16 protein-coding genes are annotated in these 15,271 nt (G+C 50.4%); 9 read left to right on the top strand and 7 right to left on the bottom strand.

The features are described from left to right. Window positions 1–72 precede the first annotated feature (72 nt). The 7 genes from KTR07_RS04210 to KTR07_RS04180 are packed head-to-tail and all read left to right on the top strand — an operon-like array spanning window position 73 to window position 7,197. On the top strand, window positions 73–1,152 hold the full coding sequence (locus KTR07_RS04210) for a glutaminyl-peptide cyclotransferase (protein WP_004320571.1): 1,080 nt from the start codon (window positions 73–75) through the stop codon (window positions 1,150–1,152). Further along, complete coding sequence (locus tag KTR07_RS04205; protein ID WP_004320573.1) at window positions 1,149–1,649, top strand: transposase; 501 nt, start codon at window positions 1,149–1,151, stop codon at window positions 1,647–1,649. Before KTR07_RS04210 ends, KTR07_RS04205 begins: the two co-directional genes overlap by 4 nt. Continuing rightward, complete coding sequence (locus tag KTR07_RS04200; RefSeq protein ID WP_004320575.1) at window positions 1,646–3,724, top strand: TonB-dependent receptor; 2,079 nt, start codon at window positions 1,646–1,648, stop codon at window positions 3,722–3,724. Before KTR07_RS04205 ends, KTR07_RS04200 begins: the two co-directional genes overlap by 4 nt. 4 nt (window positions 3,725–3,728) lie before the next feature. Further along, window positions 3,729–4,868 carry an ABC transporter substrate-binding protein gene (locus KTR07_RS04195; protein WP_004320576.1) on the top strand — a complete coding sequence of 380 codons (1,140 nt, stop codon included), beginning with the start codon at window positions 3,729–3,731 and terminating at the stop codon, window positions 4,866–4,868. Then, window positions 4,869–5,849: an iron ABC transporter permease gene (locus KTR07_RS04190; protein WP_004320577.1), complete on the top strand. Its 981-nt coding sequence runs from the start codon at window positions 4,869–4,871 to the stop codon at window positions 5,847–5,849. Then, on the top strand, window positions 5,846–6,604 hold the full coding sequence (locus KTR07_RS04185; RefSeq protein WP_004320578.1) for an ABC transporter ATP-binding protein: 759 nt from the start codon (window positions 5,846–5,848) through the stop codon (window positions 6,602–6,604). The genes KTR07_RS04190 and KTR07_RS04185 overlap by 4 nt, the downstream gene beginning before the upstream one ends. Then, window positions 6,601–7,197, top strand: coding sequence for a DUF2284 domain-containing protein (locus tag KTR07_RS04180; protein ID WP_008765501.1), 597 nt, complete (start codon window positions 6,601–6,603; stop codon window positions 7,195–7,197). The genes KTR07_RS04185 and KTR07_RS04180 overlap by 4 nt, the downstream gene beginning before the upstream one ends. 80 nt (window positions 7,198–7,277) lie before the next feature. On the opposite strand, the gene KTR07_RS04175 is transcribed toward KTR07_RS04180, so the two are convergent. From KTR07_RS04175 to KTR07_RS04145, 7 genes are all read right to left on the bottom strand, one after another. Then, window positions 7,278–8,678, bottom strand: coding sequence for an OmpA family protein (locus KTR07_RS04175; RefSeq protein ID WP_005680020.1), 1,401 nt, complete (start codon window positions 8,676–8,678; stop codon window positions 7,278–7,280). A 54-nt stretch (window positions 8,679–8,732) separates the two neighbouring features. Beyond that, a complete protein-coding gene (gene mobV / locus KTR07_RS04170; RefSeq protein ID WP_007482776.1) occupies window positions 8,733–10,190 on the bottom strand; it encodes a MobV family relaxase in 1,458 nt (485 codons plus the stop codon). Window positions 10,191–10,407: 217 nt separating this feature from the next. Then, window positions 10,408–11,253 carry a hypothetical protein gene (locus KTR07_RS04165; RefSeq protein WP_005680022.1) on the bottom strand — a complete coding sequence of 282 codons (846 nt, stop codon included), beginning with the start codon at window positions 11,251–11,253 and terminating at the stop codon, window positions 10,408–10,410. Then, the gene (locus KTR07_RS04160) at window positions 11,243–11,833 is read right to left on the bottom strand and encodes a hypothetical protein (protein WP_005680023.1); all 591 of its coding nucleotides are present in this window, start codon (window positions 11,831–11,833) and stop codon (window positions 11,243–11,245) included. The genes KTR07_RS04165 and KTR07_RS04160 overlap by 11 nt, the downstream gene beginning before the upstream one ends. Next, a complete protein-coding gene (locus KTR07_RS04155) occupies window positions 11,824–12,225 on the bottom strand; it encodes a hypothetical protein (RefSeq protein WP_005680024.1) in 402 nt (133 codons plus the stop codon). Before KTR07_RS04155 ends, KTR07_RS04160 begins: the two co-directional genes overlap by 10 nt. Then, window positions 12,222–12,668, bottom strand: coding sequence for a hypothetical protein (locus tag KTR07_RS04150; RefSeq protein WP_005680025.1), 447 nt, complete (start codon window positions 12,666–12,668; stop codon window positions 12,222–12,224). Before KTR07_RS04150 ends, KTR07_RS04155 begins: the two co-directional genes overlap by 4 nt. A 27-nt stretch (window positions 12,669–12,695) precedes the next feature. After that, complete coding sequence (locus tag KTR07_RS04145; RefSeq protein ID WP_005680026.1) at window positions 12,696–13,745, bottom strand: hypothetical protein; 1,050 nt, start codon at window positions 13,743–13,745, stop codon at window positions 12,696–12,698. Between the two features lie 238 nt (window positions 13,746–13,983). On the opposite strand from KTR07_RS04145, the gene KTR07_RS04140 reads away from it, so the two are divergent. Beyond that, a complete protein-coding gene (locus KTR07_RS04140) occupies window positions 13,984–14,595 on the top strand; it encodes a recombinase family protein (RefSeq protein ID WP_005680028.1) in 612 nt (203 codons plus the stop codon). 263 nt (window positions 14,596–14,858) lie between these two features. Then, the gene (locus KTR07_RS04135) at window positions 14,859–15,152 is read left to right on the top strand and encodes an HU family DNA-binding protein (RefSeq protein ID WP_255204174.1); all 294 of its coding nucleotides are present in this window, start codon (window positions 14,859–14,861) and stop codon (window positions 15,150–15,152) included. The last annotated feature ends 119 nt before the right edge of the window (window positions 15,153–15,271 follow it).

Genomic DNA, 15,271 nt, shown 5'->3' with positions numbered 1-15,271 from the left:
TAAATTTTCTGCCAATCCTCGGTATGCTTACCGTAAGGTAAGCTGCCGGGGATTAACTATAAAAATAACGGTATGACCTATCACCAATTGAAATATCTGCTATGGAGCGTAGTTGTCGGAGTGACACTATCCTTGACATCCTGCATGAAGTGGGACTACGGCGATGCCGTGGAAGATTTCAACGCCACGGGAGCCGGACTGTTCATCACCAACGAGGGCAACTTCCAGTACGGCAATGCTACCTTGTCCTATTACGACCCGGCAACCAAACAGGTGCAGAACGAAATCTTCTTCCGTGCCAACGGCATGAAACTCGGCGACGTGGCACAGTCGATGACCATCTACGACAACAAGGGCTGGGTCGTGGTGAACAACTCCCACGTGATTTTCGCCATCGACCTGAACACCTTCAAGGAGGTAGGACGCATCGAGAACCTGACCTCACCGCGCTACATTCATTTCCTAAGCGACGAAAAAGCATACGTCACCCAATTGTGGGACAACCGCATCTTCATCATCAACCCGAAGAAATACGAAATTACCGGCTATATTCAAGTGCCGGACATGACGATGGAAAGCGGCTCGACGGAGCAAATGGTGCAGTACGGCAAATACGTCTATTGCAACTGCTGGAGTTACCAGAACCGCATCATCAAAATCGACACCGAAACCGATCAAGTAGTCGATGAACTGAAGGTCGGCATACAACCGACATCGCTGGTCATGGACAAGTACAACAAAATGTGGACGGTGACCGACGGCGGTTATGAGGGCAGCCCCTACGGTTACGAAGCCCCGTCGCTCTACCGCATCGATGCCGAGACCTTCACCGTGGAGAAGCAGTTCAAGTTCAAGTTGGGCGACTGGCCCTCGGAGGTGCAGCTCAATGGCGACAGGGACAAACTCTACTGGATCAACAAGGCCATTTGGAGCATGGACGTGACAGCCAGCCATGTGCCGGTACGTCCGTTCCTCGAATACAGCGGCACGATTTATTACGGACTGACGGTAAACCCCGCCAACGGAGAAGTGTACATCGCCGATGCCATCGATTACCAGCAGCAGGGCATGATATACCGCTACTCGCCCGAAGGGAAATTGATAGATGAATTTTATGTCGGGATTATCCCCGGTGCATTTTGTTGGAAATGAAGAATAAATTGCGGCATATATACCATATTATTTTCATCACGAAAAGACAGGAGATGACGATTCCAATGACAACCAAAGGAATGATTCTCGATCAGATGGTACAAATTTTCACAAGGAAAGGCTGTCATGTCTATGCCTGCAATGCTTTTCTCAATCATGTTCATATACTTGTAGAGATACCATCTCCCACGGACTTCGCAAAGATTATCAATAAAGTAAAAAGTTCTACAGGCGTTGTCTATCGAAAATATCCGGAATATGCGGATTTTTCAGGATGGGCAGCCGGATTTGATTCGTTTAGCGTGTCATTCAATGATCTGAATCGGGTAAAACACCACATTGAGAAACAAGAGACGGTTCATCAGGAACTTTCATTCGAGGACGAATACGACCAACTGCTTGAAGAAAACGGATTCAATGCCTATCAAGATTTTATGCGGGCATCATTCTCTGCATATGCTGCGGTAAATAACCATATTAAAAACAAAAGGAAATGACATATACAAAATATTTACTTTTCTCAATATTGGTTGTCTGTCCATCCGTGCTGTCTGCGCAGGGAATCACCCGGCGTATTCACCAGATAGACGAGGTGACCGTATGGGGCAAACGGCCGATGAAGGAAATCGGCGTGCAGAAGACGAAGTTCGATTCACTCGCACTGAAAGAAAATATCGCCCTCTCGATGGCGGACATCCTGACGTTCAACTCGTCCGTGTTTGTCAAGAGCTACGGCCGCGCCACGCTCTCGACCGTCGCCTTCCGAGGCACGTCGCCCAGCCATACGCAGGTGACGTGGAACGGGATGCGCATCAACAACCCCATGCTCGGCATGACCGACTTCTCCACCATTCCGTCCTACTTCATCGACCAGGCATCGCTGCTGCACGGTACTTCATCGGTGAACGAAACGGGCGGTGGACTGGGCGGTCTGGTCAAACTCGGCACGGCTCCTGAAGTCGCTGAAGGGTTCAACGCCCAGTACGTGCAGGGCATCGGCTCGTTCAAGACCTTCGATGAGTTCGCCCGCTTCACCTACGGAAGTGAGCGGTGGCACGTCTCCACCCGTGCGGTCTATTCTTCCTCGCCTAACGATTACAAGTACACCAACCACGACAAAAAGATAAACATCTACGACGAGGATAAGAACATCGTCGGACAGTATCACCCGAAAGAGCGCAACCGCTCCGGGGCGTTCAAGGACCTGCATTTGCTTCAGGAAGTGTATTACAATACCGGGAAAGGCGACCGTTTCGGGCTGAACGCCTGGTATATCAACTCCAACCGGGAACTTCCGATGTTGACGACCGACTATGGAGATGCAACCGACTTCGAGAACCGCCAGCGAGAACAGACGTTCCGCAGCGTCTTGTCCTGGGATCACATGAAAAGCAACTGGAAACTCGGCGTGAAAGGCGGTTACATACACACATGGATGGCCTACGACTACAAGCGTGAGGTCGCACCTGACAACTGGGCGTCGATGACCCGCTCCCGCAGCAAGGTAAACACGTTTTACGGTCAGGCGGAGGGAGAGTATTCTTTGGATAAAAAATGGTTTTTCACCGCCAATGTATCGGCACACCAGCATTTGGTACGGAGCGAGGACAAGAACATCATCTTGCAGGACGGTGGCAAGGCCATCGTGGGCTATGACAAGGGGCGCGTGGAACTCTCCGGCTCCGTATCCGCCAAGTGGCAGCCGATAGACCGCTTGGGTATGTCGGTGGTACTGCGGGAAGAGATGTATGGTTCCGATTGGATTCCACTCATTCCGGCTTTCTTCATTGACGGTATCATTTCCCCGAAAGGAAATGTGATGCTGAAAGCATCCATATCGCGTAACTACCGTTTCCCAACTCTGAACGACCTATACTTTTTGCCGGGAGGTAATCCCAACCTGAAAAACGAACAAGGTTTCAGTTATGATGCCGGGGTGAGTTTCGATGTCGGCAAGAAAGGCATTTACAAGTTGAGCGGCGGTGCGAACTGGTTCGACTCCTACATCGACGACTGGATTATCTGGCTGCCCACCACCAAGGGCTTCTTCTCGCCCCGCAACGTAAAGAAGGTCCACGCCTACGGCGTCGAGGTCAAAGCGAACTTCGCCGTGCAGCCGGCGAAAGATTGGCTCATCGACTTGAACGGGTCCTATTCGTGGACACCCTCCATCAATGAAGGTGAGAAGATGTCGCCTGCTGACCAGTCAGTGGGCAAGCAGTTACCCTACGTGCCGAAGCACTCCGCATCGCTGACCGGACGGTTGTCGTGGCGGACTTGGGCGTTCCTTTACAAATGGGCGTTCTACTCGGAACGTTACACCATGTCGAGCAACGACTATACGCTGACAGGACACCTGCCCGAATATTTCATGAGCAATGTCTCGTTGGAGAAAAACCTGTTTTTCAAACCGGTGGACATCCAGTTAAAATTCGCCGTCAACAACCTCTTCAACGAGGACTACCTTTCGGTACTCTCGCGCCCCATGCCCGGCATCAACTTCGAGTTCTTCATCGGCATTACCCCGAAGTTCGGGAAAAACAAGAAAAAGTCCGAAAATACAAATATGTAACGATATGAAAGCATTAAAGAATTTAAGCCTGCTGTTGCTACTTGTATTGGCATTCACAGGCTGCCACAATAAAAGTTCAAAACTCGCCGATTTCAACCGAACGGTCTATACACCTGAATACGCTTCGGGGTTTGACATAAAAGGTGCAGACGGCAAAAAGAGCGTATTGGTTACCGTCACGAACCCTTGGCAGGGCGCCGACAGCATCACTACGAACCTGTTCATTGCCCGTGATGACGAAGAGGTTCCGGCGGATTTCACCGGTCAGATGCTCAAGGGGGATGCCGAGCGCATCGTCTGCATGTCCTCGACCCATATCGCCATGCTCGACGCAATCGGCGAAACGGGACGCGTAGTCGGCGTGTCAGGCATCGACTACATCTCCAATCCCGACATTCAGGCACGGCGGGACAGCGTTGGAGATGTGGGCTACGAAGGGAACATCAATTACGAACTGCTGCTCTCGCTTGACCCCGACCTCGTGTTGCTTTACGGCGTGAACGGGGCAAGCTCGATGGAGGGTAAGCTCAAAGAGTTGGATATCCCGTTCATGTATGTCGGCGATTACCTCGAAGAGTCTCCGCTGGGCAAAGCCGAATGGCTGGTGGCACTTTCGGAGGTTATCGGAAAACGGGCGGAGGGCGAAAAAGTATTCGCGGAAATCCCCGTCAGATACAATGTCCTGAAAAAGAAAGTAGCGGACAATATCCTCGACGCTCCGTCAGTCATGCTCAACACGCCTTACGGCGACAGCTGGTTCATGCCCTCGACCGAAAGCTATGTCGCCCGGTTAATCAAAGATGCCGGAGGCGATTACATCTACAAGAAGAACACAGGAAACGCTTCCGCGCCCATCGACCTCGAAGAGGCGTATCTGCTGGCCTCGCAAGCCGATATGTGGCTGCATGTGGGGATGGCGAACACGCTTGATGAACTGAAAGCCGCATGCCCGAAGTTCATCGACACCCGCTGTTTCCGTGGTGGACAGGTCTATAACAACAACGCCCGCACCAATGCTGCTGGCGGCAACGACTACTATGAGTCGGCGGTCGTAAATCCCGACCTCGTGCTGCGAGACCTCGTGAAGATATTCCACCCCGAACTGGTCGAGGAAGATTTCGTCTATTACAAGCAACTGAAATAGATGCGCTCCCGTTCCGCCATATTGTTTGCCATGCTGGCCGCCCTCACCCTTTTCCTGTTTCTGCTGGATTTGGCGGTGGGGGCAGTCGCCGTACCGCTCGGCGATGTATGGGCGGCTTTGACGGGCGGCGACTGCCCGCGGGCGACGGCGAAAATTATACTGAATATCCGACTGATTAAGGCGGTGGTCGCGTTGCTGGCCGGAGCAGCTCTGTCGGTCAGCGGTCTTCAGATGCAAACCCTCTTCCGCAATCCTCTTGCCGGCCCCTACGTGCTCGGCATCAGTTCGGGCGCGAGCCTCGGCGTGGCACTCGTCGTGCTTGCAGGCTTCGGTTCGTCGATAGGCATTGCCGGGGCGGCTTGGCTCGGAGCGGCGCTCGTGCTGGTCGTCATCGCCGCCGTCGGCCACCGCATCAAGGACATCATGGTGATTCTGATTCTCGGCATGATGTTCTCGTCGGGAGTCGGCGCGATTGTACAGATATTGCAATATCTCAGCAAGGAAGAATCCCTGAAAGCCTTTGTCATTTGGACGATGGGGTCGCTCGGCGACGTGACCTTCGACCAGCTTGCGGTACTCGTCCCGTCGATTATCGCCGGACTGTTGTTGGCGGTGGTGACGATCAAGCCGCTCAACTTACTGCTGTTCGGCGAGGAGTATGCCGTGACGATGGGGCTGAACATCCGACGCTCGCGCGGGCTGCTGTTCCTCTCCACGACGCTGCTTGCTGGTACGGTGACCGCCTTTTGCGGTCCGATAGGCTTCATCGGACTGGCCATGCCCCACGTCACGAGAATGCTGTTCCGCAACAGCGACCATCGGGTACTCGTACCGGGAACCGTTCTTTCGGGTGCGGCGGTGCTGCTTCTTTGCGACCTCGTTTCTAAAATGTTCACCCTGCCGATCAACGCCATCACCGCATTGCTGGGAATCCCCATCGTGGTGTGGGTGGTCTTGCGCAATAAATCCGTCACCGCATGATAAAGTTACACGATTTTTCCATAGGCTACGGCGAGCGCACCTTGCTCTGCGAGGTGGAAACCACCATAGAAAAGGGCAGGCTGACTGCCCTTATCGGGCGCAACGGCACGGGCAAATCGACACTGCTTCGAGCCATCGCCGGACTGAACCGCCGTTATACCGGCCGAATCCTGCTCGACGGGCATAACGCCGCCGATATGCGAGCAGCAGAAATGGCCAGAACGCTGGCATTCGTCACGACCGAGCGCACACGCATCGCCAATCTCAAATGCAAGGATGTCGTGGCTATCGGCCGCGCACCCTATACCAACTGGATTGGAAAGATGCAGGAGGTCGACAAGGAGATCGTCATGCGGTCGCTCGCCTCGGTGGGCATGGAGGCTTATGCGGAGCGCACGATGGACAAGATGTCGGACGGCGAGTGCCAGCGCATCATGATCGCACGGGCGTTGGCGCAGGATACGCCGATTATCCTGCTCGACGAACCCACCTCGTTTCTCGATATGCCCAACCGCTACGAATTGTGTACACTGCTGGCACGGCTGGCGCATGAAGAAAACAAGTGCATCCTTTTTTCCACGCACGAGCTGGATATCGCCCTCTCGCTTGCCGATGCGATAGCCCTTATCGACCCACCCCAGTTGTCGTATATGCCGACCGAAGAGATGCGCCGGAGCGGCTGCATCGAGCGGCTGTTCCGAAATAATTGTGTGACGTTCGATGCCACGACAGGATTCATAAAAGTGGGACAATGACTAAGGAATATATCATAGAGAATTTCACAGCAAATATCAGCGTGGACGAATATATTTCACGCTTCCGGGACGAAAAACGTTTTGTCGAATTTTGCAAACAATGCCCCAACTACGGTAATAGTTGGGGATGCCCGCCGTTCGATTTCGATACCGGAGAATTTCTGCGCCAATATGAATATGCCCACCTGATGGCCACGAAAATAATTCCGGTCGAGAAAAATATTCCGATAGACAGAACGCAGGAATTGATTAAACCGGAACGGCTCAGGATAGAAAGGGAATTGCTGGAAATGGAGCACAGATACGGAGGTCAGGCATTCGCCTATGTAGGAAAATGCCTATACTGTCCCGATTCCGAATGCGCCCGCAAATGCAACCGTCCTTGCCTGCATCCGGACAAAGTACGTCCCTCGCTTGAAGCATTCGGGTTCGATATGACACGAACACTCTCGGAACTTTTCGGGATAGAGCTGCTTTGGGGAAAGGATGGTATTCTACCGGAATATCTTGTGATTGTAAGCGGATTATTTCATAATTCGGCAGAAAATATTATCAGTCATACGAAGCGTAATCAGGATTCAGGAAACCTATAATCTTATTACCCTCATTGATAACAAAAGTCCCTGCAATCCGAATTATAGATTGAGGGACTCGATGAAAGTGAATGTAAAAACTAAAAGAACAACTCTACTTTCGTATGCCTGTTGACTTCGACCGGTACATGGTCGGCTATGCCGCCTCTGCTTACCTTGACGATGCGTTCGATCGGTATGCCACGCTTTTTCAATTCTGCAACGATATAATCCGCTCTCGATGTACTTAATGAACCATTAAGCACAGGAGTTCCAGTCGAACTGTCGGCCGCACCGGTTACTCTCAAGGATAATCCGTATTTCTTGGCCACGCGAGCCAGTTCATCAAGGTTAAGCATTTGGGAAGCATCCGTCAGGTGCGCCGTATTGAGGTTAAAAAAGAAATAGACAGGCGACCCGATGCAATTCCCGGCTTGTATGAGTTCCGTCCTTTCAGAGACGATTATGCCCGGTTTCTCGGCATCATCTCCGTTGTTGCCATATCCAATACTTGCAGAATCAAGCGGCGAGATTCCATCCCAATGCCGGTTTTTCAATCTTGCCCGTAGTGAGTTCAATCCGCTGTAATTATTTCTGGGATAACCTTGACGGCGGTCGGTCTCATCGTCATTAACCAGATGACCGTACTTGTCAAGCAATCCTTCTATTTCCAGAATTTTCTTCAATTCTGCGACCGTCCGTCGGTTGCGGTCGTACCAGTCTTTATAACGCTTGTTTTCTCCGGATAAGATATTGGCATGATCCACGAGCCACTCATTCTGACGAATGTAAGATGTCGCATCAACCGCGCGTTTCCAACCGACCTTTCCGAGATGAAACGTGAAACCGGCGGTCAGCGATACCATGTGGTCGCCGAGGCGGTTCGGGCGTCCGTAACCATCGAAGTCCTGAAAGGTGGTCGTGCCGGAGAGTTCCAACATGGCACTTACTCGTTTGGAAATCCGATATTCTCCCTGTACGCCATACGAAACAGTAAAGGGATTATTCCCGTTAGAGGCATTGTGCAACAGGCCGACACCGGCAAAGGGAGCAAGATTCCAGCGTACCTGTTCTTGCCGGGCATATCTGCAGCCAAGGACATTCCACAGCAGATCCGCATGGATATGGTGGTAGTCCTGATTGGACAATGTTCCATCTTTGAACTGCACACCGCTGTAATTGATACGTGCGCCGACGGACGGAGTGAACCATTTTCCGACTGCGAAACTGTACGAGGGTTTCAAGCGTCCGAAGAGGTCTTCGCAGCCGAGAGGTGTGCCGAGAAAGGCGGACGTACCCCCGGCAATACTGACAAACCAGTTGCCAGTCAGGGATGCCGGAAGTACCACTCCGTCAAGATAGACGGGCTGTATCGGTTGCAGTTCCTCCGAGACATTATAGTACGGTGTATGTTGTACAGTATCCACCTGTACGGGTTGTATACTTGCCTGTGCCTGCAACGTGCAAAGCACGGCCAATATAAAAAAGATTTGTTTCGTCATATTCCAATGATATTATTCGTTATACTTTTTGATTTGTCATGAGACGTATGCCACTTACCGTTTGGGTTTCTTGCCAATGGCCGGACGCATCATGCGGCTCGCCATCCTCATGCTGCGGAGTGCCCATGCACGGTTGTCCTCGTCCTCATCGCGCCCCCATTTCAGGTCGCTGCCGCCACCTCCGCCGCCACGAGTTTCGGCAAAAGTGGTGGCATCATCGACCATACCGAGAAACAGCATCGTCGCGCAGTGCATCACGTCTGTACCTTGTTCCGCTATGGACTGGACGAGCGAGCCGTCGAACAGTTGCCGTTCCGCCACGTCCATCTGTGCCGATACGTTCCTATACTCGCCGACCACATTTTCCAGCAGGACATCCTTGAGCAACGTGTCCACTTTGGAATGTATATCATGGGAGTATTTGTAGGCTTCCTCCTTGAGTTCCCCGGTACGTTCCTCAATGGCATCCATGTTCTCTTTCAGCTCGGCAAGCTGCCGGTCAGCCGTCTGTAACTTCTCCTGCTTGTCTGCCAGTTGCCTGTTGATGCCTGCCAGCTCTTTCTCCAGACTTTTAACTTGTGCGGCTAATTGTTCCGCATCGCCCTTGTTCGCTTTCAAATCCTGTTCGGCTGCCGATAGCAGAGCCTCTTTTTCGGCTTTCGACTTCTCAAGGTTATCGACCATTGTCGTAAGCCCCTTGACCCTGCGCTCTGCCAGACGGATGTCCGATTGAAGGGTTGCCAGCACCTTTTGGTGGCGGTCTATATTTTCCTCGATGGTCGTACATTCTTCCGATAGCATACGGCGGTATTCTTCGGTAGTCCTGTGCCGTGCGCCTGTTTCGGATATGCTTGTTCCTCTCGACATTCCCCACCTTGTATTGACTTCGGCGAAAAAGTCGGTATGAAGCTGTTTCATCCTTGCGCTGTATTCAAACTTGTCCTTTCCGGCGAATATTTCCTTGTACGCAAAGCGGCCGTCTTTGATTGGCAACAAAGTACAATGCACATGAGGGTTCAATTCGTCAAGGTGTACGATGAATGCGGCGATGTTCTGCTCGCCATATTTGCCACTCACGAATGAATAGACGTCTTTCGCCCAGCGTTCAATATCGCTCATTCTTTTGATACGGGTATTGTTCGCACCTTCATCAAAATCCACGTTCTGCGTGCCGAACGCGAGTTCGTGCATCCGCTTACGGGAACCGCCGAAAATGAAGTTCACCACCGTGCGGTACTTCGGTTCTGCCAGTCCTTCGTTGGGGTCTTTGATTCCACGCCTCTCCAATATGTCCGCCATCCGTTCGGGAATGTTGCGGCTCGTGTCAATGGGACGTACCTTGCCTCCGGGCGCAATCTCGAAGTTCAGGTGTTTGCGTGTGGGGTCGTAATTCCCCTTATTCATAGCGTACTTTTCCGCCCTTTCACTGCGGTCACGCAAATGTTCGTTGCTTTGGGCTGCGGTGATGCCTTTCGACACCTGCATATCAAGTACCTGTTTTTGATCTGCCATACTCTTTTCGTGTTGTTTGGACAATCCGTCCTGTCCCAGCTTGCTGCTTGCCCGGACAGCCTACCGACGGTCGGAGACCTATCGGGGTATTAGGCTCCCCCTTCCCTTTGTTTCGTGGCAGACGGGCAAGCCCGTGTGCCTCCTATAACCGGCAGGATAACCGTTAAGGGATGGAGGTGGATTGTTCGCGTTATACAATCTGTTTTCGACTCCCGGTTCAATCCACCATCGCCTGTGCCTTTGCCAGAAGCGATAAAAAAGGTTTGCGAAGCGATTTGAGGCGTTCTTGGTCTTCGTCCATGTCGAAGTCCGTCACTGATGCCTCGGTGTCGAGAATCAGCCCGGCGAGGTCTTTGGCGGACTCGATGAAAGCAGCCCATTCTTCACCGAGGTCAAACCGGAAGAAATCCACAAGCGGCGAACTGTCATCGAATCTCGACTTGTGCAGGATTTTTTGCAGGGCGGCGTGGGCGATGCAGCACAAGGCTGTTTCACGATGTTCCGTGACCAAAGTGCCGGAATGTGCGGAGGTCGTGTTGGAATGGGTGTCCAAACAGAGTCCGGTGTCACGGTCGGCAATTTCAGTCTTTGCCAGACTTACGAGTTGTCCACATATTACGCCAGTTTCGGCAGCGGTCGTTTTGCCGATTACCCAATCGGACAATACCTCACGGAGCTGTCTGGCAAAGTCCGGCTGCTCCTGTGCATTGCGGGGCTGTGCTGCCTGACCGGATTGTACGGTCATGGTAATGACCACGCTTTTGGGAAGCTGGATGCGGGTCAGCAAACCGAATGCCTCCATTGCACTCAAAAAAGAACGGACGGTAGCCCTGTGCCAATGCCACTCCGATGCGAGGTCGGAAACGGTCAGGTGGCACTGGTTGGGTTGCAGCACGTAGGCCTTCTTTCTTAAAAACGGAGAAACGAAACCTGCCAGTGATTTGTCCAACAGGTCACAGTACGCTTCGGTGCGTGTTTTGCGTTCATCCCCTTTCTCCTTGAGATATTCGAATACCTCCCTGTCTGCCAATATGGAAACAGGTATCTTTTGGTTATTTTTCATTTTCATTCGGTTTTAATGATTCATATTGTGCGGATATATCAGTGTTGCCGCTGTCCGCTTCATGCGGCAGATTTGCGTGATGATTCTCGTGATAGGATTCTGACAACATTCCGGGATGCTTTGCCCATCCGGAAAGTGTGTCCGTATCCTTGCATTCGGACATGACCCGAACGGAGGGATAGAACAGGGCTGCCAGAAGAAGATAGGCAATGGTTATCGCCAAGGTGTACAGATGCGGCACAAAGCCGATGACCAGTGCGCCCGATGCGAGTGTGACAAATGCACGGGGGCGGTCAAGCAACCTGCGTAACCAGTTGTCCGTCCGTCGGAACGAAAACATTGCGGCACAGACACCGGTAGAGAGTAGGATTCCAAACTCACCCATATGTCCACAGGCATATACATAATGGAAAAGAAGCAGGCATATCAGCCATACTTGCACATACAGTTTACGGGCGTTGCCGCTTCGTGCCATTGCCATGTAAAAGGGTGTCATGAACCGCTTGTTGTTCTTGTACAATGACATTGATACCCCGAAAGGTATCGCGCAGAAAATGAGTAGCAGGATATTCAGTAACATAAGTAATAGGGCTTTTCGGGTATGGGAGTGGGACGCACAATGAGTTCCAACTGGACAATACCGTATGTCGCCAGCCGGATAAGGGTTTCGGCATCCTTGGGCGAAAAGTACATGGCCGCTTTCTTGATGCGCTGCTTGAATGTAATGTCTTGCTTTCGGTAGATGGCCAAAGCCTTGTCCAGTTCGTGTTCGGGAATAGTCCATGTCGTACCCTCGGCGTGTATGCCGTTCGTCTTGAAGGCACGCAGTACCAATGTACGGGAAACGAGGTAGTCGGTGCGGTCGGTTCTTGAGATGATATGCTCCTTGTAGAGATTGTCATCGGCAACCTCTATCCACGTCCGGTAGGCATTGATGCAATAGACCATCTGTCGGTATAAGGTGTTTCTCATATAAAATTCATCAGCACGTCGGACTTGTCTTTCTTGTATTTCAGGAACCCGCTTTTGGAGTGTAGTTCCAAGTCGAGGCATAAGTCCCCGTACATCTGCTCCAAAGAATCATAGATGGTGACAAGGATGCTGTTTACATTGCCCTCCGTATCCGTCTTGGCGTTCATCTTGAACATCTGTCCGAAAGCGGGATTCGAGTATGCACAAGTGCTGTGACCGAATTTTTCCGTCCGCATCGGAATATGGTGGTAGAGCGTGATCAACTCCATGTCGTCCTCGAACATATCCATTACTTCGTCCAGTTCGTAAGGGGTGCGCAACGGAAACGTAAGCAGCACATAGTCGCCGTAGAACTGCGGTTCTTCCATCGTCGTCACATCGAGCAACTGCGGAAGTTGCAGGGGGACGAATGCCATGAAGTCATTATAAAAATGTCGTAACATATTCATATCTTTTTCTGTTGTTATATTTTACAGCGTGTGTATGAATGCCTCCATCAGCATTCCGGGCAGCTCGTCCAAGCGGTTGTCTCCGGGGTGCAGCATCCTGCCCAACTCCCTGAAAGCGTCGGGTGTCTGCGAGGCAAGCATATCGAGTTGCTCTCTTTCTTCGGCTGAAAGCAACGCCAGGCAGAAACCGTCCAACGACGAATAAGGCTGGAGAAGCATCCAGATGTAGGCTTGTGCCTGTGCCGGTGTCTTGACTTTTTTATTGCAGATGTCGTCGATACAGGTTCGGATATTCTGAATCAGCCTGCGGTTGGTGCGCATGGCCAGATAAATCATGGCATTGCGATAGGTGATGTCGTTCCGTTCGGCGGCAAGGAATATCTGTGCACAGCATCGTTCCGTGTCATGAGTGATGTCGGAAAGATTCTCGCCGTCGAAATCAGGCAGACGTGAAAGGAATGCCCGGTACACGGCATCCTCCTTTTCGATAAAGGTCGTCAGGTCTGCCATACAATGAATACCGTAATCAATCGTTTCAGCAAGGGTAGTTCGATAAGTGGCAAGAATGTGTTGTCGGTTTCTCTGACTGACGGGCCGGTTATCCAATGAGGCAAAGAACGGTCGGATTGTTTCAGCCGCACGATGCAACTCTTTGTCTTCAAGATGCGGTGAGATTTGTTCTTTTACCCACAGTATATCCTTATAAGTGCGTGTTTGAGACAGCACCATCCGTGAAAATTCCATGCGGATGGAATCATGTATCTGTTCACACTCTTCTCTTACAGTGGAATGAAGCCGGCCAAGCGTATCACATTCGAGATGCAGGAATACGGAATCCCTCAATGTTTGCCATTGCTTGAGGTGTCCGGCCAATTCTTTAATGGAGAGTTTTTTCTGCCTGCGTATGTCGGACAGGTATTCCCTGTATGTTCCGGCAGGGTCATTCTTGGCTTTCGCCAATCGTTTGCCATTGCCGTTGTCGCATGACGCGCATAGGAATATGGCAATCGAAACGGCAATTATTTTGGCAAAGATTATCGGCTGTTTTAAGTTCGATTTTAATGTTTTCATACTATATCATTTCGTACTATTTAGTGCAAAACTATATATTATTTTTGATACTTCGCATCCGAAAAACCGTATTTTGTGCATTTTTTAATATCGTACTTAATAGTATGATTACCAATGAAAACAAGTGAAGATAAAACACGTGGAAATGTACGATTTTCGTTTTTTAATATAGTATGATTCATATACTCGAATAAAACTTGTATATTTGCACTTGTTATCATGAATATTGTATATTGATATGGCAAAAGTCGGTTATATATTCGAGGCTAATTCCTACGATGCGTTTGATGCGGATAAGGAATGGATGCGCCAATATGGGTGTGTACAGGTGGTTGAAGAATCGGTCGGACACGAGACGCTTAGGCCGAGATGGAAACAACTGATGTCGAATCTTGAAAGAGGAGACGAATTGGTGATGTCAAAATTCAGCAATGCCGTTCGTGGTTTACGGGAACTATCGGCATTGATTGAGCTATGCCGCATCAAGGTCGTGCGTATTATCTCCATTCACGATAAAATTGACACCGACAACAAATTGTTTCCGGACACGACACCGGCGGAAGTATTGGCCATGTTCGGGGCATTACCGGAGGAAGTGGCTGTTTTGCGGAAGTCGTCGGATAAAATTATACGCCTGCAGCAGAGTATCAGTATTCCGATTTCCAAAAAAAGTATGAGTAAAACTGAACGGGACAAAAAAATCGTGGATATGTATAACAATGGGTATTCAATCCGTGATATTTGGAAAGAAAGCGGTGTCCAAAGTAAAAGCACCGTGTACAGCATTCTCAATAAATACAAGGTTCAGCTTAACCGAACACCGGGACGAGTGCCGGGCATCCGGAAATAGAACTTATAAATCAATATGGATATTGAAAATCAATAGATTGCTTGCGTAATTCATCGTTTTTTCGTATCTTTAAGTTGGATATAACTATATAAAAACAAGACCTATGGGAGATATTATAATTTTATTGCTGGTGTTCTTGGTAGTGGGCAGGCTTTTGAGGGGCGTGTTCGGAGGATTCAGCAAAAGCAGTTTTCGGGATGACAAATAACTCCGGATTGTTGTAACTGGCAGATATTTGTTAATTTTGCACCGTATTCATAAAAATCAAGAACAATATGACAAAAGCGGAAATTGTCGCTCAGATCTCACGGCAGAGCGGAATAGAGAAAACGGTGGTGATGACTGTGATAGAATCATTCATGGAAAATGTAAAAGAGTCGATGGTTGCGGGAAACGAGGTGTTCTTGCGCGGGTTCGGTAGCTTTATCATCAAACGGAGAGCTGAAAAGACGGCCCGGAACATTTCGAAGAATACGACAATTAAAATTCCCGCTCACAATATCCCTGCATTCAAACCTGCCAAAGCATTTCTGAATGCGGTAAAAGAGAACAAGTAGAGTATAAAAGTACAGATGGTGCAACAACACCGTAATGAGTAAAACAAAAGCGACCCGAAGGCCGCTTTTGTCGTGATAAGGCAAGGATTATTTCTTGCCTTTTTTCGCTGGTTTGGCCG

Origin of the sequence: Bacteroides sp. MSK.20.82, assembly GCF_019052485.1 — a bacterium.
Classification (GTDB): domain Bacteria; phylum Bacteroidota; class Bacteroidia; order Bacteroidales; family Bacteroidaceae; genus Bacteroides; species Bacteroides thetaiotaomicron.
The sequence above is the reverse complement of the archived record's forward strand: the minus strand, read 5'-3'. Positions and strand labels throughout refer to the sequence as shown.